Source organism: Streptomyces sp. NBC_01288 (assembly GCF_035982055.1).
Classification (GTDB): Bacteria; Actinomycetota; Actinomycetes; order Streptomycetales; family Streptomycetaceae; genus Streptomyces.
This window is the reverse complement of sequence record NZ_CP108427.1, coordinates 1,096,824-1,114,154: the sequence shown is the minus strand read 5'-3', so window position 1 is coordinate 1,114,154 and position 17,331 is coordinate 1,096,824. Positions and strand designations below refer to the sequence as shown.

The window sequence follows — 17,331 nt, the reverse complement described above, 5'->3', positions numbered from 1 at the left end:
TTACCAGCACATCACCGCGGTGTCCCCCGACCCCCACGTGGAGTACAGGCGCACACGGACGAAGTAGCGGCGGCCCTTGACGAGCCGAACCTTGAGTGTTGCGTTGTGCGGTGTGCCCCCGTCGTCCTGCCCGGCGAGGAAGCGCGGTTCGCCGTCCCGTTCCTCGAAGACCACGACGACCGTGTCGCTGTCCCCGAAGGCCCCGACGGCGTACTCGCGCGTCTGCGTCGGCTCGATCGCGAAGTCGGCCTGCTCGCCCGGTGCCAGGCGCAACGGCGCCGACCGGAACGGCACCAGCTCGGCCGGCCGGGGAGGGCCGGCGGGCGGGTACCAGCGCAGGACGAACTCCTTGTCGGAGGGGGAGAGGCTGCCGTGCGGGTGCAGACCCGTGCGGTACTCCTCCGGCTCCAGGATCAGTCCCGACGCGAACGGGAACTCCATGACCGACTGCGGGTCCCAGACGGAGCCGTTGACCTCGTCCGGGTCCAGCTTGTGCAGGATGTTGCAGCGGGTCCTGTCCCGGCTCCAGAAGTTCGGCGGGCCCGCCAGCTCGGCGTAGACGGCCTCGTCGTCCCAGTGGATGCCCGCGAACGGGCTCTGGTGCTCGTGCAGCAGCCCCAGTACGTGCCCGATCTCGTGCAGGGCCGTACCGCGCTGTCCGGGTGCGGTCAGGTCCCAGCCGAAGTTCATGGTGCGGTCGGACAGACCGACGGTGAGCGCGTCACGGCCCACCGCCGACCAGGAGCCGTCACCGGGCTGGAAACCGATGCGCAGCTCCGCCTCCGAACGGTCGCCCACCTCGGCGAAGTCGACACCGATGCCGAGGCCCCGCCACTCACGGAAGCACTCGCGTACGACGTCCTGCTGCTCCTTGGCGCCGGCCCACGGCACCCGCCGCATCTCGCCCGTCCCGGGGACCGGGATGACGGAGGTGTCGGTGGCGGCCGCGTTGTCGGCGTCGAACAAGTAGTAGTGCAGGACTGTTCCGTTGACCCACATGCGGCTTCCGCCGATGAGCGCACCGCGTCGCTCGGCGGTCAGTCCCGGTGCGAACTCCGGGGCCGACCGCTGCGCGAGGGAGCAGTAGCGGGTGGTCATGCGACCAGACTGCCGGTGACCGTTCCCGGGCGCCTGAGTCGAGGGCTACTCAAGTCACCCTGTATCAGGGGTGAGTAGCCGGGCTCCTATCTGTGTGACGACTTTCGAACAGGACGCGAAGACCCTGGAACTGCCCTGGCCGTTCACCGGCCGGGAGGACGAACTGGAGCTGATCCGCGGTTCGTTGACGGCCGGGCGGCACGGCATCGTGGTGACCGGTCCGGCCGGTCGGGGCAAGACCCGGCTGGTGACCGAGGCCGTCCGGGGCGGCGACTGCGCCAAGGTCACCGGGACGCCCGAGACCCGCTCGCTGCCCTTCGCCGCGTTCGCACACCTGCTCCCCGAGAGCGTCACCCTGCACCGCGCTGTCCAACTCCTGTCCGGTGTCCGGCTGTTGCTCGTGGACGACGCCCATCTGCTCGACGACTCCTCGGCCGCGCTCGTCCACCAACTCGCCGTCCACGGCCGGACCCGGCTGGTGGTCGTGGTGGCCGACGGCCACCCGGTGCCGGGTGCGGTGTCGCGCCTGTGGACGGGCGAGCTGCTGCCGCGCCTCGCGCTGGAGCCGCTGCCCCGGGAGGAGACGGCCCAGTTGCTGGCGCTGGGCGCCGGGGGGCCGCTGGAACCCCTCACCGTGAACCGCCTGTACGGCCTCTGCCAAGGTGATCTGCGGCTGCTGCGCGACCTGTTCGGCGCGGTGCGCGAACGCGGGCTGCTGACCCGGGCGACCGACTCCGACGAGTGGGCGTGGCGCGGCCCGGTGCCGGTCACCGCGACGGTCCGCGAACGCACCGCGCAAGTCCTCGCCCACACCGGCCCCGAGGACCGCGAGAGCCTCGAACGCCTCGCCTTCGCCGAGCCGTTGGCGTCCTCGCTGGACGACTTCGACCTCGACGTCCTCGAACGCCTGGAGACCGAGACCCTGATCCACGTCGACGACGAGGGCGCCGTCCGCCTCGCCCACCCGCTGCACGGCCCCGCGCTGCGCGCCGCGGCCGGCCGGCTCCGGGCCCGCCGACTGGCCCGCACTCCGGACCAGTGCGTCCCGGCCCTCGCGGCCGAGCGGTCCGCGCTGACCGACCGCATCGACCGCACCGACGTACGTCCGCTGCCGACGCCCGTGGGGGAGTGGCTGGTGGCGGAGGGCGCGCCGGTACCGGCCGGGTACGCCGCCGTCCGCGCACGGTTCGCGCGACTCCGGGGGGAGCTGCGCGAGGCGGCGGCCTGGGCGCGGGAAGGGTTGCGGGAGGCATCGGGCAGCCGCGACTGCGCCGCCGAACTCGCCCTGGCCGCCGCCCAGTCGGGCGACGTACCGGCCACCGACGAGGCCCTCGCCCAGCGCCCCGAGTCCGACGATGCGGGCAGCTGGCTGGCGGCGGCACGCGGCGACGTGGAGGCGGCCCGCGAGATCGCCGACGACAGGTGGCGAGAGGGCGAGGAGCCCCGCGGCCTCACCGCCGAGGACGCCAGGCCAGCCGCGTACGTCCTCTACGACGCCGTACGCCTCGGCGCCCCCGAACGCGTCGCCGGCCGCCTCGCCGAACTGCCCGGCGACGGACCGGCCGTCCTCGCGAGGCACGCGGAGGCCCTGGTCGAGGGAGACGGCCCCGCACTGGACAAGGTGGCGGGGGAGCTGGAACAACGCGGCTTCCTGCTCTTCGCGGCCGAGGCACACGCCCAGGCGGTCCGCGCCCACCGCGACCCCCGCGCCGCCCGCATGTCCCGCACCCGAGCGGTAGCCCTGGCCCGCCGCTGCCAGGGCGCCCGCACCCCCGCCCTGTCCGGCCTGGTCCTGGGCGAACTCACCGCCCGCCAACGCCAGATCGTCACCCTCGCCGCCGCGGGCCTCAGCAACCGCCAGATCGCCGACCGCCTCACCCTCTCCATCCGCACCGTCGGCAACCACCTCTACAGCGCCTACGCCCGCCTCGGCGCGAGCGACCGCGGGGCGTTGCCGTGGCTGGTGGAACTGCCTGCGGCGCAGTCGGCGTGAGGGGGACCGGCGGGGCTGGGACTGACTGGTGATCGGCACGGCTCCGGCTCGGTCCGGCGGCACGTAATTGCCGTTCTGGGTGGGGCAGTTGCTCGATGCGCTTCACCGCCGACCGGGCGAGACGGGGCGGCCCGGGGGAGGATCTGCCGGTTCGGCCTGACCCGTCGAGGGGGCTGGTCGGGCCGAACCGGCAGGCGCTCGGGGCGAGGCGCGGATCAGTCCGAGCGAGGCCAGGCAGGCGCGCGGCACAGCTCGCGGCGCGGCCGGGCCCCACCGCCGAACCACCCGGGCTCCGCCAACCGCCCAGCCCCCGGGCTTCGTCGACGGCCCCCTACCCGCCCTCCGCCGACCACCCCACCATCCCTCTTCCCCCTCGACCCCTCAAGCCGCCCCGAACGCCGAGAACGCCCACCCCGTCGCCTGATGCACCGCGTCACCCGGCAACGACGCCCGGGCATCGCGCAGCGCCTCCGCCAGAGACAGGCCGGCGCGCAGGCCCTTGTGCACGGCGAGCATCAGGGGGACGACCGCCGCGTCGTTGACCGGGGCGCTGCTCGCGATCACGCCTGCCGTGCCCAGGGGGAGCAACGCCGTGACCAGGCCGAGGAGTTCGTCCGCGCCGACCGAGGCGAGGCGTGCCGTGTCGCAGCTGGAGAGGATGATGCGGTACGGGCTGCGGGCGAGGCGTTCGAAGTCGTGGACGATGAGCGGGCCGTCGGCCATGCGTAGGGACGAGAACAGGGGGCTGTCCGCACGGAACGTGCCGTGGGCCGCGATGTGGGCCAGGGTCGCGCCGTCCAACTCGGCCAGCACGCGGGGTACTTCGGCGTCGTCGTGCTCCAGGACCGTGGGCCTGACATAACGGTCGGCGAGGTCCGGGACCTCGGCGCCGCCGGTCGCGAGGCCCGGGCCGCGCACCAGGACGTGCCGGCCGCCGGACGGCGGTTCGGTGTCCAGGGCGCGCAGCCAACTGCCCGCCGACGGCGACACACTGAGCACGCGCTCGCGCAGCGACGGCAGCAACGCCCAGGGCACGCGGTGGAGTCGGCCCGGCGGGACCACCACCACCGGCCCGGAGCCCAGGTGTTGAGCCGCCTCGCCGAGGAGGAGTTCCTCCAGACGGCGGCCCGCCGCCTCCACCACCGGGAGCCTCGCTTCCGCTCCGGGGTGCGCCAGGCGTCGTAGACCTGCCTGTACGTGTTCCGCCTCGGCCATCGCCTCCGCGAGGAGGCCTGCCTCGAAGCGGCGTACCCTTCCCTCCCCGCAGAGCAGGGCGTGCACCTGGCCGTCCACCACGGCCAGTTCGACCAGCCGTGTCCCACCGAGGCGCGCCAGCAGGCGAGTCGGGTCGAAGCGGTCGCCCCCGCCGGGGGCGTCGCCCCGCATACGGAGGGTGCGGGAGCGGATCTCCCGCTCCAGGCGCCGCTGTTCGCGTTCCAGGGGCGGCAGCGGTCGGCCCTTGCTGCGGGCTTCCTCCGCGCGGGCGGCGATCACGCGGAACGCCGTCAAGTCGCTGAGAAGGGCCGGATCGGCCGGTGGCCGGGCGGGTGGGGTGGACAGGGCGGTCGCCCGCCAGCGTTCGCTCCACACCAGGAGGCGTCGCGGGCCGCCGGACACCAGGCTCGCGCTCTGGGCCAGCGCCGCCAGTTCCGCGCCCTGCGCGGTCGCCCGCGCCCTCAACTCCGAGGCACCCAGGGTCGTACGGTGATCGTCGAGGACGTCGAGCCCGCGCCGGCACGCCTCCAGCACACCTCGCCCGGAGCCCGCGGCCTGCGCGCGCAGCGCCTGCGCCGCCCAGCCCGTCATCCGGGCCAGCGGCGGGCCGCCACGTCTGCTGCGGGCGGCCACCGCCAAGTGCCGTTCCGCGTCCGCCGTCCAGCCGAGGGTGAGCGCGATACGGCCCGCGAGGAGTGAGGCCTCGGGTGCGGACGGTGAGCCGAACGTGGTCAGTCGGTCGGCCACCGCGGCGGCGTCCGCCACCAGCCGTCCCGACGCGCGCCCGGCCGCCAACCGGGCCTCGATCAGGACCAGTTGGGCATGCGTCTCCCACCAGGTGCGCCGCTGCGCGGCGAACAGCCGTACCGCCACGGCGGCCCGCGCGATCGCCGTGTGCGGATCGTCCGCGAGCCGTGCCGCACGGGCGGCCACGAGCAGCAACTCCGCCTTGCGGGTGGACTGTCCGCCGATGCCGTCGAGCAGCCCGACCGCCGTGTCCGCGTGGGTCAGTGCCTCGGACGCGAGTCCGGCACTCATCAGCACCTCGCAGCGGCGGATGGTGAGCATGAACGTCGGGATGGCGAGTTTGGCGTACATCTCCTTCGCCTCGTCGAGGAGTTGGAGCGCCACCGGGATGTCGCCCGACCGGAACGCGGCCAGCCCCCGGCTCTCCACCACGTCCGCCTTGTCGTGCTCCTGGCCGGTGGTCTCCCACAGCCGCTCGGCCGCCGTGAAGTCGGCGTCGGCCCGGTCCACCGCGCCCAGCGCGAGATGCACGGTCGCGCGCAGGGTGATCGCCCGCGCGATCCAGATCACGTCATCCGCCTGCCGCAGCACGGCGATTGCCCGCCGTACGTCCTCCAGCGCCTCGCGGTGCCGGCCCAGCACCCACCAGACGTACGCCCGCCGGTACAGCACCCGCGCCCGGGTCTGTCCCGTGCCGCGGGCGATGCCCCGCTCGAAGGCATCCAGGCCCTGTCGGGTGCGGCCCGCGTGCACCAACGCCACGCCCAGCGTGCCGAGTACGTCCGCCTCGCGGTCCGCCGAATCCGCGCGTGCCGCCAGGTCGCGGGCCCGCCGCAGATGGTGCAGGGCGAGCCGTAGATCGCCGAAGTCCCGCTGCCACATGCCGATCGCGTGGTGCGCCACGGAGGCCCGGAACGGCGTCGGATCGCCGTCGAGAACCTCCCGCGCACCGGCCAGCGCCTCGTTCGGGGCCGCGAACACCATCGGCAGCAGTTCGAGAATCGAGTCGCTTCCCGCTGTCACTTCTCCCATGCTAGTGGTCCCAGGTGCAGACCACACAGGTTTGGGGCTGTATCAAGGAGCGGCCCGGCGGCTCTGATTGACGACCGCCGCCGCAGTGGGAGGAACACGCCATGGCACCACAGCGATTCCACGAGCAGTTCGACCAGATCCAGCGCTCGATGCCCGACGTCCCCCTGGCGATGGGGCCGGACGACACCGCCGAGTTCTTCTACGAGAAGGGCGTCGTGCTCGCCCGTGACGGCGAGGAGGCCCGCGTCGTCGAGGACACCGTCCGCACGCACTTCACCGCGGCCACCGGCCTCAGCGCGGACTCCGTGCGCCGGGCGGGCCCCGAGACCAACCGGTCCGGCATCACCCGCATCCAGGTCGGCGACCCGGGCGTCGGCGACCGGCGCGGCGACCACGCCGTGGCGAACGCGCTGCGCGCCCTGCGCGAGCCGGAGGGCCGCGCCGGACGCCGACTGGTCAGCCGCAACCACGTGGTGTCGATCGCGGTGAACGCCTGCCCGGGCGACGAGCCCGTGCCCGCCCCGCTCACCGAAGGCTCCAACCCGGCGCCCGCGGAAGCCGGTTACGACGCCGACACCGCCGTGGGCGTCCTCGTCATCGACACCGGCCTCATGCACGACTACCGGTCGTACCCGCTGCTGGCCCACGTCCAGGGCGACGCGCAGATCCGGGAGACCGACGACGCGGGAGTGCTCCAACAGTACGTAGGACACGGCACGTTCATCGCCGGGCTCGTCGCGGCCGTCTCGCCCAACACCGAGGTCACGGTCCGCAACACCCTCAACGACGCGGGCGCCATCCTCGAATCCGACTTCGGCGAGGCGCTGTTCGCCGCCGTCGACCAGAACGGCTGGCCCGACGTCATCAGCCTCTCCGCCGGCACCTCGAACGGCCGCACCGACGGACTCCTCGGCGTCGAGGGCTTCATGCAGGAACTGCGGGGCCAACGCACCCTGTTGGTGGCCGCGGCCGGCAACAACGCCAGCGCCACCCCGTTCTGGCCCGCCGCCTACGCCGACCTGCCCGACTACCAGGACGTCGTCCTCTCGGTCGGAGCGCTGCGCAGCGACGGCGAGTTCGGCGCCTGCTTCAGCAACCACGGCGCGTGGGTCAAGGCCTACGCCCCCGGCGAGCGGCTCATCGGCCCGCTCACCGGCTTCGGCGCACCCACCCCGTACGCCTACCAGCACACCACCTACGACGCCTGCCGCTTCGGCTTCACCTACTCCTGCACCTGCCAATCACCCACCCACAAGGGCGTGTTGAGCCAGACCGGGGACACCGAGCCGGGCAGCCCGGACCAGGCGACGTTCGAGGGGCTCGCGCGCTGGAGCGGGACATCGTTCGCCGCACCCGTCGCCGCCGGCATGGTCGCCGCCTTCATGACGGCCAACAAGGAGACCGACGCGCGCGCCGCCCGCACCCAACTCCTCACGGGGAACACCGAGTACGCCGAAGTGCGCGGGGCGCACGTACCGGCGCTGCGCCCACCCACCTGGCGCCCGGTCCCCGTCGTACCGCTCTCCCCTCCGGCATGAGGGCCGGAACCATCCCCTCCACGGCGTACGATGACATGCCGTACACGAGGGGTGGCACCGTGGAACGTGCAGAAGTCGGCGCGCTCGTCCAGTCCGCCGTCGACGGCGACGCGGCGGCCTGGAAGGCGCTCGTGGAGGGGTTGAGCCCACTGGTCTGGTCAGTGGTGCGCGCCCACCGGCTCTCCGACGCCGACGGCCACGAGGTCTACCAGACCGTGTGGTTCCGCTTCGCCCAGCACCTGCGGCGCATCCGCGAACCCGAGAAGGCCGGCTCCTGGCTCGCGAGCACCGCGCGCAACGAGTGCCTGAAGGTGATCAAGTCGCTACGGCGGCTCATGCCGACGGACGATCCCCAACTCCTCGACCGCATCAGCGAGGAGCGCACCCCCGAGCAGTCGCTGATCGACTCGGAGGAGGCGGCCTCCGACGCCGAGCGCATCCGGCGGCTGTGGCAGGAGTTCGAGGAACTGGGCGAGCGCTGTAGGCAGTTGCTGCGGGTGCTGATGGCCTCGCCGCCGCCCAGCTATCAGGAGGTGTCCGCCGGTCTGGGGATCGCCGTCGGCAGTATCGGCCCGATGCGCCAGCGCTGCCTGCGCCGGCTGCGGGCCCGACTCGACGCCCGGGGGGCGGTGTGAACGGCATGCACGACGACGGTCTCGACGCGTTCGGCGCCTTCGGTCAGGACCCCTTCGACGACGAGGAGTTCGACGACCAGGGCGACGAACAGGACGCCGACGGCGGGGAGTTCGACGACAGCCTCCTGGAGGAGGAGCTGCGGCAGGCCGCCGCCATCCTGGACCCGGTCCCCGCCGAACTGCGCCAACTCGCCATGGACGCCTACGCGTTGTACGACATGGACGCCCGACTCGCGGAGCTGACCTTCGACTCCCTGGTCGACGCGATCCCGGTCAGAGGGGCCACGGTCGCGCCCCGCATGCTGACCTTCACCGCGGGCGACCTCAGCATCGACGTGGAGGTGACGAGCGAGGGCCTGATGGGCCAGGTGATGCCACCCCAACCGGCCGGCATCGAGGTCCTGAACGGCCCCCAGGCCCTGCGCCCCACCACCCTCACGGCCGACGCCATGGGCCGCTTCACCAGCGACGCACCCCCGAGCGGCCCCTTCGCGCTACGGCTGCGGGCCGGCGGGGAGGTCGTCGTCACGGAGTGGCTGCGGGCGTGAACGCCGGTGCGCGAGGGCGGAGTCGGGGACACCCCCGTCCTCGCGCACAAGTGGCCTACCAGGTGACAGGCAACGTCTGCGGCCCCCGGATCATCGTCTTCCGGCGCCAGACGATCTCCTCGGCGGGAACGGCGAGTTGGAGACCTGGGAGGCGGTCCAACAGCGTGTCGACGAGGAGTTCGGTCTGGAGACGGGCCAGCACGGCGCCGGTGCAGTAGTGCGAGCCGTTGCCGAGGGCCAGGTGCGGGTTGGGATCGCGGTCGACGTCGATGCGGTCCGGGTCCGGGAAGACGGCCGGGTCGCGGTTGGCGGCGAGGTAGGAGACGTAGACCGGATCGCCCGCGCTGATGCGCAGGCCGTGCAACTCGACGTCCTCCAGGGCGATCCGGGCCAGACCGACCGAGGAGCGGTGCGGGATGAACCGCAGGAGCTCGTCCAACGCGGCCTCCCTGCACTCGGGTTGGGCACGCAGGCGCTCCAGCAGGTCGGGGCGGGTGAGCATCAGGTACAGCATCTGGCCGCAGTTGTGGGTGACAGCCTCCCCGCCGATCTGGAGCGGACCCGCCACACCGGACGCCTCCTCCTCGCTGATCTCGCCGCGGGCCACGGCGCCGCCCAGCAGCGAGTACACGTCGGTGCCGTCGCTCTCGGCGCGGGCGCGGATCGTGTCCGTGATCCACGCGTACATGCCCTGCTTGGCGCGGTCGGCGGCCTCGGCGCCGCCGGACGTGGAGATGATCTGCCGCGTCCAGGCGTGCACCTGCTCCCGGTCCTCGTCGGGTACCCCCATGACCTCGCTGACGACGGCGAGCGGGAAGGGTTCGAGAACCCGCTCCATCAGATCGGCCGGAGGCCCGTCCGCCACGACCCCGTCGACCAGCGCGTCGAGCAGTGACTGCGCCCGGGGCCGCAGCCGCTTCATCGCGCCGACGGTGAACGCACCCGCGATCGCCTTGCGCAGCCGGTTGTGGTCCGGCTGGTCGGCGAAGGCCAGTGACCCCGGTCGGGGCTTGAAATGCGGGGCCATGCGCGTCACTTGACGTGTCGTCACCTCCGCGCGGCCGAACCGTGGATCGTTGGTGATCATCTTCACGTCGTCGTAGCGGGTGGCCAGCCACGCCCAGCCCTCGCCGTGCGGCAGCCGGATCCGGGTCAGCGGGCCCTCGCGCATCAGCTCCGCGAGGACCGGGTCGAACTCCGTCCCGGTCAGGTCGAGCGGGGGCCAGTCCCGGACGGGGGGCGGGGCCTGGCCGGTCAGCGTGGTGGTCTCCTCGGTCATGCGTCCACCCTCGTACGCCCCCGGTCGCCTGTCCTGCGGGAGTGCTCCAGCCGGAGGGCCGGAGGGCGGGAGGTTACGCGGATACGGCGTTCACGAGCGTCGTCAGTGCGGAGGCGAGCCGGGCGACCCCAGGGCCGTCGGGTGGGCCACCGGGCTCCGTCATGTACGTGTCCCGGCGGATCTCCACCATCAGGGCGCCGACCGCGGGCTCCTTGCCGTAGAACTCCAGCGGCACGTACGTACCGATGAACGGGCTGTCGAGCCCGATCTCCCCGCACCCCGCGAACGCCTCGCGGGCCGCCGACAGCAGTGCGGGCGGGGTGTGGAGGGTGTCGGTGCCCAGGCAGACGGCGGGGCGGGGGTCGGTGCCGTGGAGTTCGTAGGGGAGCGGGGCGGTGGGATAGGAGTGCAGGTCGATGACGACGGCCCGGCCCGTCGCGGCCAGCCGGTCGGCGACGGCCTCCGTCATCGCGCGGGCGTACGGGCGGAAGTAGCGCTCGATCAACGGCTCGGGGTCGTGGTCGGCGGGCCGCAGGTCGGCGTGGTGGGTCGTGCGGGTGTAGACCGCGCCCATGCCGACGGCGAGCATCTCCTCGCGCTCGTCAGGGAAGCGTTCCGGATCGACGACCAGACGCGACAGACGGTTCACGAACCGCCACGGGGTGACGGCACACGCGCGTGCCGCCTCGGCGGCGATCCGCGCGGTGTGGCTGTCGGTGATGTGGTCCAGCTCGCGTTCCAGCGCAGGGTCGTCCAGCAGGATGTCCGCGCGGACGTCGGCCGGTATCTCCCGCGCGGAGTGCGGCACATGGAGGATCACGGGCGAGCCGGCGGCGCCGGGCAGCAGCTCGAAGGACGGCCCGGAGGCCGGCGCAATGGGGGACACAGGTGGCTCCCGGAGGCGTTGTCAGTGGCGTGGTGCAGGATCAAGGTATCCGCACAGACGATCACGGACCGGGGGAGCACCACCATGCCCGTCAGTAACCAGCAGATCACCGAGCACGCGTTCCTGCCCGCGCTGTACCGGGACGACTACTACCCCGACCACGTCCTGGACCTCGGCAAGGCCATCCTGCTGCGCCTGTGCGAGCGCATCGAGACCGAACACCCCGCCGACCTGCCCGCGCTGTACGCCCTCACGGAGGTCGCCACCGAGGAATTCAACGCCCTACAGGCCGACTTCGAGGCCGCCGACAGCGAGATCGAGACCGTGGCCCGCGAGGAGATAGCCGAGGAATTCGGCTTCGTGGCCGACGCGTACGGCTTCACGGACGCGGATGTGGAGGAGCTGATCGCGGTGCGGGACTGGTGACGCGAGTGGGTGCGGGCCGGTGGGGATAGTGCCCGGGGATCGGTGAGCGCGGCGGGTCGTAGTCCTGGCCGGAACGGGCGGCGGTCAGTGGTTCTCGCGCGGGTGGCCTGCGAGCCGGTCGGGTGCGGGTGGTCGGCAGACCGTTCGGGCACGGGCGGGCGCCGAGCCGAGGCTCGGCACGGCCTCGCGTCCAGGGGCGGCTGAGTGGCGGCCGTAGGGGAGGACCGAGGAGAGGGTGGGGAACCGGCGTGCCGGTTCCGGACGCAGACGCGTGGCGGCCCGGTGCCCGGCGCGGTGGAATGGCGGGCCGTTCTCCAGCACGGCTGAGCGGCGGCTCGCTCTCCGACGCGACAGAGCGGTGGCCGGTTGCCCGCACAGGCGCCTGGCGTCCCGATTCCCGGGGTGGGTGAGTGGCTGCCCGTTTTCCGCAGTGCCGGCGCGTGACGTGCCGTCTCCTGCCAAGCCCTCAGCACCCGCCCGCCCCACGAAACGCCTCCGCCCCGGCCGGAGAAGATCCCGGCCGGGGCGGAGGGACAAGAGCCCTACAGGCTTCGTGCGTCAGCTCAGGGAAGCCAGCGCCTCGTTCCACGTCGTCGACGGACGCATGATCTTCGCGGCCTTGGCCGGGTCGGGCTGGTAGTAGCCGCCGATGTCGGCCGGGTTGCCCTGGACCGCGCCGAGTTCCTCGACGATCTTCTCCTGTGCGCCCGCGAGGGTCTCGGCGAGCGACGCGAACGCCTTCGCGAGGTCCGCGTCGTCGGTCTGCGCGGCCAGCTCCTGCGCCCAGTACAGGGACAGGAAGAAGTGGCTGCCGCGGTTGTCGATGCCGCCGACGCGACGGGTCGGGGACTTGTCCTCGTTGAGGAAGGTCGCCGTCGCGCGGTCGAGGGTGTCCGCGAGGACCTGCGCGCGGGCGTTGCCGGTGAACGTCGCGTACTGCTCCAGGGAGGGGACCAGCGCGAAGAACTCACCGAGCGAGTCCCAGCGCAGGTAGTTCTCCTTGACCAACTGCTGCACGTGCTTCGGCGCGGAGCCGCCGGCGCCCGTCTCGAAGAGGCCGCCGCCCGCCATCAGCGGGACGACCGACAGCATCTTGGCGCTGGTGCCCAGCTCCAGGATGGGGAAGAGGTCGGTCAGGTAGTCACGCAGCACGTTGCCGGTCACCGAGATCGTGTCCTCGCCGCGGCGGATGCGCTCCACCGACAGCTGGGTCGCCTCGACCGGGGCGAGGATCCGGATGTCCAGGCCCTCGGTGTCGTGCTCCGGCAGGTACGCGTTGATCTTGGCGATCAGCTGTGCGTCGTGCGCGCGGGTCTCGTCCAGCCAGAACACCGCCGGGTTGCCGGTGGCGCGGGCGCGGGTGACCGCGAGCTTCACCCAGTCCTTGATCGGGGCGTCCTTGGTCTGGCAGGCCCGGAAGATGTCACCCTTGGCGACCGACTGCTCCAGGACGACGTTGCCGGCCTGGTCGACGAGGCGGACCGTACCGGCCGCCGGGACCTCGAAGGTCTTGTCGTGCGAGCCGTACTCCTCGGCCTTCTGCGCCATCAGACCGACGTTCGGCACCGACCCCATGGTGGACGGGTCGTACGCGCCATGGGCGCGGCAGTCGTCGAGTACGGCCTGGTAGACGCCGGAGTAGGAGGAGTCCGGGAGCACCGCGAGGGTGTCCGCCTCCGCGCCGTCCGGGCCCCACATGTGACCCGAGGTGCGGATCATGGCCGGCATCGAGGCGTCGACGATGACGTCGGACGGCACGTGCAGGTTGGTGATGCCCTTGTCGGAGTCGACCATCGCGAGCGCGGGGCCCTCGGCGATCTCCGCGTCGAAGGACGCCTTGATCGCGTCGCCCTCGGGCAGCGCGGCCAGGCCCTTGAGGATGCCGCCGAGACCGTCGTTCGCGGAGAGACCGGCGGCGGCGAGCGTGGCGCCGTACTGCTCGAAGGTCTTCGGGAAGAACGCGCGGACCACGTGGCCGAAGATGATCGGGTCGGAGACCTTCATCATCGTGGCCTTGAGGTGCACGGAGAACAGGATGTCCTCGGCCTTGGCCCGGGCGATCTGCGCGGTGAGGAACTCACGCAGCTCGGCGACGTGCAGCACGGAGGCGTCGACGACCTCGTCCTTCAGGACGGGTACGGACTCGCGCAGCACGGTCGTGGTGCCGTCCGCGGCGACCAGCTCGATCCTCAGCGCGCCGGCCTCGGCGATCGTCACGGACTTCTCGGTGGAGCGGAAGTCGTTCTCGCCCATGGTGGCGACATTGGTCTTCGAGTCCGCCGACCAGGCACCCATGCGGTGCGGGTGGGTCTTGGCGTACTTCTTGACCGAGGCGGGGGCACGCCGGTCGGAGTTGCCCTCACGCAGGACCGGGTTGACCGCCGAGCCCTTGATCTTGTCGTAACGGGACTGGATGTCCCGCTCCTCGTCGGTCTTCGGGTCGTCCGGGTAGCTCGGCAGCGCGTAACCCTGCTCCTGCAACTCGGCCACGGCGGCCTTGAGCTGCGGGATGGACGCCGAGATGTTCGGCAGCTTGATGATGTTGGCCTCGGGCGTCTTCGCCAGTTCGCCCAGCTCGTGCAGGGCGTCCGGGATCCGCTGGTCCTCGGTGAGGTACTCCGGGAACACGGAGATGATGCGCCCGGCCAGCGAGATGTCCCGCGTGGTCACGGCGACACCCGCCTGGGAGGCGTACGCCTGGACCACCGGCAGGAAGGAATACGTCGCCAGGGCCGGGGCCTCGTCAGTGTGCGTATAGATGATGGTCGAGTCAGTCACCGGTGCTCCGCTCCACGTCTGCAACATTGCTCGACATCAAGATATCTCCTGATCCGGTCCCACTCGACAGCGGTCTGTCCGCACTGCGCGAACACGCGTGCGTGGATCAAGGGCAACCCATCGCCCCACCCCGTAGTCGGTAAGGGGTGGATCACCTTCACCGACCGACGGCCGGAGCCGACCACCCGGCCGCCCGAGCGAAAGCGGATCATGAGATATCGCAGCAGAGTGACGGCCCCGGTGGCCGCCCTGATCGGTACGGCCACGGCACTGACCGCGGGTTCCCCGGCCTTCGCGGCCGGACGGGGGCACGGCGACGAGACAACCGGACGGGGACATGGCGACGAGGGCGCCGAGACCCTCGGCGACCCGGTCTTCCCGACCCTCGGCAACGACGGCTACCGCGTCCTGTCCTACGACCTCGACCTCGCCTACGACCCGACGACCCGGCTCGTCGACGGCACGGCGACACTGGAACTCCGCACGACCGAAGCCCTGACCCGCTTCTCCCTCGACGCCCTGGGCCTTGACATCCGCACGGTGCGCGTGCAGGGCCGTAGGGCCGATGTCGAGCAGGCCGGCGAGAAGCTGCGGATCACGCCCGCCAGGACGCTCCCGGCGAGGGCCCGGGTCACCGTGTGCGTGGAGTACTCCGTCGACCCGAGCCGTGCCGCCGCGCCGACCGGCGGCTGGGTCGTCACCCCCGACGGTTTCGCGGTGTGCGGTCAGCCGAACCTGGCGCACACCGTCTTCCCCTGCAACGACCACCCCAGCGACAAGGCCGACTTCACGTTCCGGATCACCGTCCCGGACGGGCTGCGCGGGGTCGCGAACGGTCAACTCGTGTGCACCGAGCGTCTGGACGGCGCCCGGACCGCGTTCGGTTACCGCTCCCGTTCACCGATGGCGACCGAGCTGGTGCAGATCACGGTCGGCGACTACGTGGTCAAGGAGCGGCGCGGCCCGCACGGGCTGCCGCTGCGGGATGTCGTGCCGACCGCGCGCGCCGCCGCCCTCGAACCGGCGCTCGCGCTGACCCCCGGCCTCGTCGACTGGCTCGAACAGCGCCTGGGGGCCTACCCGTTCGAGACGTACGGACTGCTGCCGTGCAACTCCGACGCCCCGAACGCCTTTGACTTCACGGGACTTGAGACCCAGACCCTCACCCTCTACAAACCGAACTTCCTGCTCCAGGCGGAGAGCAAGATCGGCTCGCACATGATGCACGAGCTGGTCCACTCCTGGTTCGGCAACAGCGTCAGCCCCGCCACCTGGGCCGACCTCTGGCTGAACGAGGGCCACGCCGACTTCTACGGACTCCTCTACCGCTACGAGCGCGGCTGGCCCGACTCCCTCGGCCTGACCACGATGGAAGCCCGCATGAAGGACACCTACGCACGCGGCGACCAGTGGCGCCACGACTCGGGACCGGTCGCCGCCCCGAACGCGGTCGACCTCTTCGACGACCAGCGCTACTTGGGCGGCGTCCTGGTCCTGTACGCCCTGCGGGAGTTCATCGGCGAGGACACCTTCCACGCCGTCGAACGCGCCTTCCTGGCCCGGTACCGCGACTCCTCGGCGACGACGGAGGACTACATCGCCGTCGCCTCGAAGGTCTCCCGCCAGGACCTGTCCGGCTTCCTGCGGGACTGGCTCTACGGTACGGCGACGCCGCGCATGCCCGGTCATCCGGACTGGACGGTGACGCCGGTGAACCCGTCCCTCACCGTCCCGCAGAACCGGACCGACGGGCACTACCGCGACAACTCCGCGACGCTCTGAGGGAGTTGACCGGTCAGATCAGATCAGGTCAGTCGAGCCGGGTGGAGGGGACTTCGCCCGGCTCGTCCTCGGGGATCCGCTGTTGCGGTATGGCGACCGCCCCCTGCGCGATCGTCCCTTGTGGGAGCGCCCCCTGATGGAGCGCCCCCTGATGGAGCGCCACCGTGCGGGTCGGTGCCGGGATGCGGATGCCCTCGGCGCGGTACCGCTTGTGCAGGCGCTTGATGAACTCGTGCTTGATCCGGAACTGGTCGCTGAACTCCCCGACCCCCAGGATCACCGTGAAGCCGATCCGGGAATCGCCGAACGTGTGGAAGCGGATGGCCGGTTCGTGCTCCGGGAGCGCGCCGGTGATGTCGGTCATGACCTCGGCGATGACCTCCATGGTCACCTCCTCGACATGCTCCAGGTCGCTGTCGTAGCCGACGCCCACCTGGACCAGGATCGTCAACTCCTGCTCGGGACGCATGAAGTTGGTCATGTTCGTCTTGGCGAGCTGGCCGTTCGGTATCACGACGAGGTTGTTGGAGAGCGCCCGTACCGTCGTCTGACGCCAGTTGATGTCCTCGACGTACCCCTCCTCGCCGCTGCTCAACTTGATGTAGTCGCCGGGCTGCACGGTCTTGGAGGCGAGGATGTGGATGCCCGCGAACAGGTTGGCGAGGGTGTCCTGAAGGGCGAGCGCGACGGCGAGACCGCCGACGCCCAGGGCGGTCAGCATCGGCGCTATCGAGATGCCCAGCGTCTGGAGCATCACCAGGAAGCCGATCGCCAGGACCAGTATCCGGGTGATGTTGACGAAGATCGTGGCCGAACCGGCGACCCCGGAGCGGGAGTTGGTGACGGCACGGACCAGTCCCGCTATCACCCGCGCCGCCGCCACCGTCACGGCCAGGATGATCAGCACCTTGAGAGTCTGGTTGACCTGGTGCTGGACCGTGTGCGTCAGCGGCAGCACGGCCCCCGCGATCGCCGCGCCACCGGTGATCGCCGACCACGGCAGCACGGTCCGCAGTGCGTCGACCATCACGTCGTCGCCGCTCCAGCGGGTGCGGTCGGCGTGCTTGCCCAGCCAGCGCAGCAGTATCCGCAGCAGGAACGCCGCCAACAGGCCCGAGGCCAGCGCTATTCCGGCGAGCATGAAGTCGTCCAGGGTCGGCGTGCGGTTCACCGGTCACCTCCGGGGAGAGAAACGGTGGCGAAGGGCGCCCCCGACGGCCGGATGTGAAGAGTCGTCACGTTGTCCACCTGCTCGAAGTACGGGCATTGCCGGAACTGCCGTCGCACCGGCCGGAACGATTCCCCCGCACCGGCGCGACCGCTCATCCTGCCGTATCCGGACGGGGAGTTCGTACCTCGCCCGGGGCTGTGAGC

General features: G+C 71.7%; 12 protein-coding genes. 6 read left to right on the top strand and 6 right to left on the bottom strand.

What is annotated here, in order from left to right:
• Positions 1–1,098 (bottom strand): beta-glucuronidase AbsR1, encoded by a 1,098-nt coding sequence (gene absR1 / locus OG194_RS05055; RefSeq protein ID WP_327399620.1) that lies wholly within the window; start codon positions 1,096–1,098, stop codon positions 1–3.
• 94 nt (positions 1,099–1,192) lie between these two features.
• Here absR1 and OG194_RS05050 point away from each other — a divergent pair, with 94 nt between their 5' ends.
• Positions 1,193–3,091, top strand: a complete 1,899-nt coding sequence (locus tag OG194_RS05050; RefSeq protein ID WP_327399619.1) for a LuxR family transcriptional regulator AbsR2 — start codon at positions 1,193–1,195, stop codon at positions 3,089–3,091.
• Between the two features lie 381 nt (positions 3,092–3,472).
• On the opposite strand, the gene OG194_RS05045 is transcribed toward OG194_RS05050, so the two are convergent.
• The gene (locus OG194_RS05045) at positions 3,473–6,076 is read right to left on the bottom strand and encodes a CHAT domain-containing protein (protein ID WP_327399618.1); all 2,604 of its coding nucleotides are present in this window, start codon (positions 6,074–6,076) and stop codon (positions 3,473–3,475) included.
• Between the two features lie 110 nt (positions 6,077–6,186).
• Between OG194_RS05045 and OG194_RS05040 the strand changes: the two genes are divergently transcribed.
• Genes OG194_RS05040 through OG194_RS05030 form a run of 3 tightly spaced genes read left to right on the top strand, consistent with a single transcriptional unit; the run spans position 6,187 to position 8,806 of the window.
• The gene (locus OG194_RS05040; RefSeq protein ID WP_327399617.1) at positions 6,187–7,623 is read left to right on the top strand and encodes a S8/S53 family peptidase; all 1,437 of its coding nucleotides are present in this window, start codon (positions 6,187–6,189) and stop codon (positions 7,621–7,623) included.
• On the top strand, positions 7,620–8,258 hold the full coding sequence (locus OG194_RS05035) for an RNA polymerase sigma factor (protein ID WP_327399616.1): 639 nt from the start codon (positions 7,620–7,622) through the stop codon (positions 8,256–8,258). The genes OG194_RS05040 and OG194_RS05035 overlap by 4 nt, the downstream gene beginning before the upstream one ends.
• Positions 8,259–8,263: 5 nt before the next feature.
• On the top strand, positions 8,264–8,806 hold the full coding sequence (locus OG194_RS05030) for a hypothetical protein (protein ID WP_442811493.1): 543 nt from the start codon (positions 8,264–8,266) through the stop codon (positions 8,804–8,806).
• A 55-nt stretch (positions 8,807–8,861) separates the two neighbouring features.
• On the opposite strand, the gene OG194_RS05025 is transcribed toward OG194_RS05030, so the two are convergent.
• Positions 8,862–10,085, bottom strand: coding sequence for a cytochrome P450 (locus tag OG194_RS05025; protein ID WP_327399614.1), 1,224 nt, complete (start codon positions 10,083–10,085; stop codon positions 8,862–8,864).
• A 73-nt stretch (positions 10,086–10,158) separates the two neighbouring features.
• A complete protein-coding gene (locus OG194_RS05020) occupies positions 10,159–10,971 on the bottom strand; it encodes an N-formylglutamate amidohydrolase (protein ID WP_327399613.1) in 813 nt (270 codons plus the stop codon).
• A gap of 84 nt (positions 10,972–11,055) precedes the next feature.
• Between OG194_RS05020 and OG194_RS05015 the strand changes: the two genes are divergently transcribed.
• Positions 11,056–11,397: a DUF5713 family protein gene (locus OG194_RS05015; protein ID WP_327399612.1), complete on the top strand. Its 342-nt coding sequence runs from the start codon at positions 11,056–11,058 to the stop codon at positions 11,395–11,397.
• Positions 11,398–11,955: 558 nt separating this feature from the next.
• Here the strand turns inward: OG194_RS05015 and OG194_RS05010 are convergent.
• Positions 11,956–14,175: an NADP-dependent isocitrate dehydrogenase gene (locus tag OG194_RS05010; RefSeq protein ID WP_327399611.1), complete on the bottom strand. Its 2,220-nt coding sequence runs from the start codon at positions 14,173–14,175 to the stop codon at positions 11,956–11,958.
• Positions 14,176–14,385: 210 nt separating this feature from the next.
• On the opposite strand from OG194_RS05010, the gene OG194_RS05005 reads away from it, so the two are divergent.
• Complete coding sequence (locus tag OG194_RS05005) at positions 14,386–15,957, top strand: M1 family metallopeptidase (RefSeq protein ID WP_327399610.1); 1,572 nt, start codon at positions 14,386–14,388, stop codon at positions 15,955–15,957.
• Between the two features lie 28 nt (positions 15,958–15,985).
• On the opposite strand, the gene OG194_RS05000 is transcribed toward OG194_RS05005, so the two are convergent.
• Positions 15,986–17,128: a mechanosensitive ion channel family protein gene (locus OG194_RS05000; protein WP_327399609.1), complete on the bottom strand. Its 1,143-nt coding sequence runs from the start codon at positions 17,126–17,128 to the stop codon at positions 15,986–15,988.
• Positions 17,129–17,331: the final 203 nt, after the last annotated feature.

Excerpts from the sequence above, each read along its gene's own strand:
- OG194_RS05035 (WP_327399616.1), top strand. The coding sequence starts at position 7,620 with ATGAGGGCCGGAACCATCCCCTCCACGGCGTACGATGACATGCCGTAC.
- OG194_RS05005 (WP_327399610.1), top strand. The coding sequence starts at position 14,386 with ATGAGATATCGCAGCAGAGTGACGGCCCCGGTGGCCGCCCTGATCGGT.
- OG194_RS05040 (WP_327399617.1), top strand. The coding sequence starts at position 6,187 with ATGGCACCACAGCGATTCCACGAGCAGTTCGACCAGATCCAGCGCTCG.
- absR1 (WP_327399620.1), bottom strand. The coding sequence starts at position 1,098 with ATGACCACCCGCTACTGCTCCCTCGCGCAGCGGTCGGCCCCGGAGTTC.
- OG194_RS05025 (WP_327399614.1), bottom strand. The coding sequence starts at position 10,085 with ATGACCGAGGAGACCACCACGCTGACCGGCCAGGCCCCGCCCCCCGTC.
- OG194_RS05030 (WP_442811493.1), top strand. The coding sequence starts at position 8,264 with ATGCACGACGACGGTCTCGACGCGTTCGGCGCCTTCGGTCAGGACCCC.
- OG194_RS05015 (WP_327399612.1), top strand. The coding sequence starts at position 11,056 with ATGCCCGTCAGTAACCAGCAGATCACCGAGCACGCGTTCCTGCCCGCG.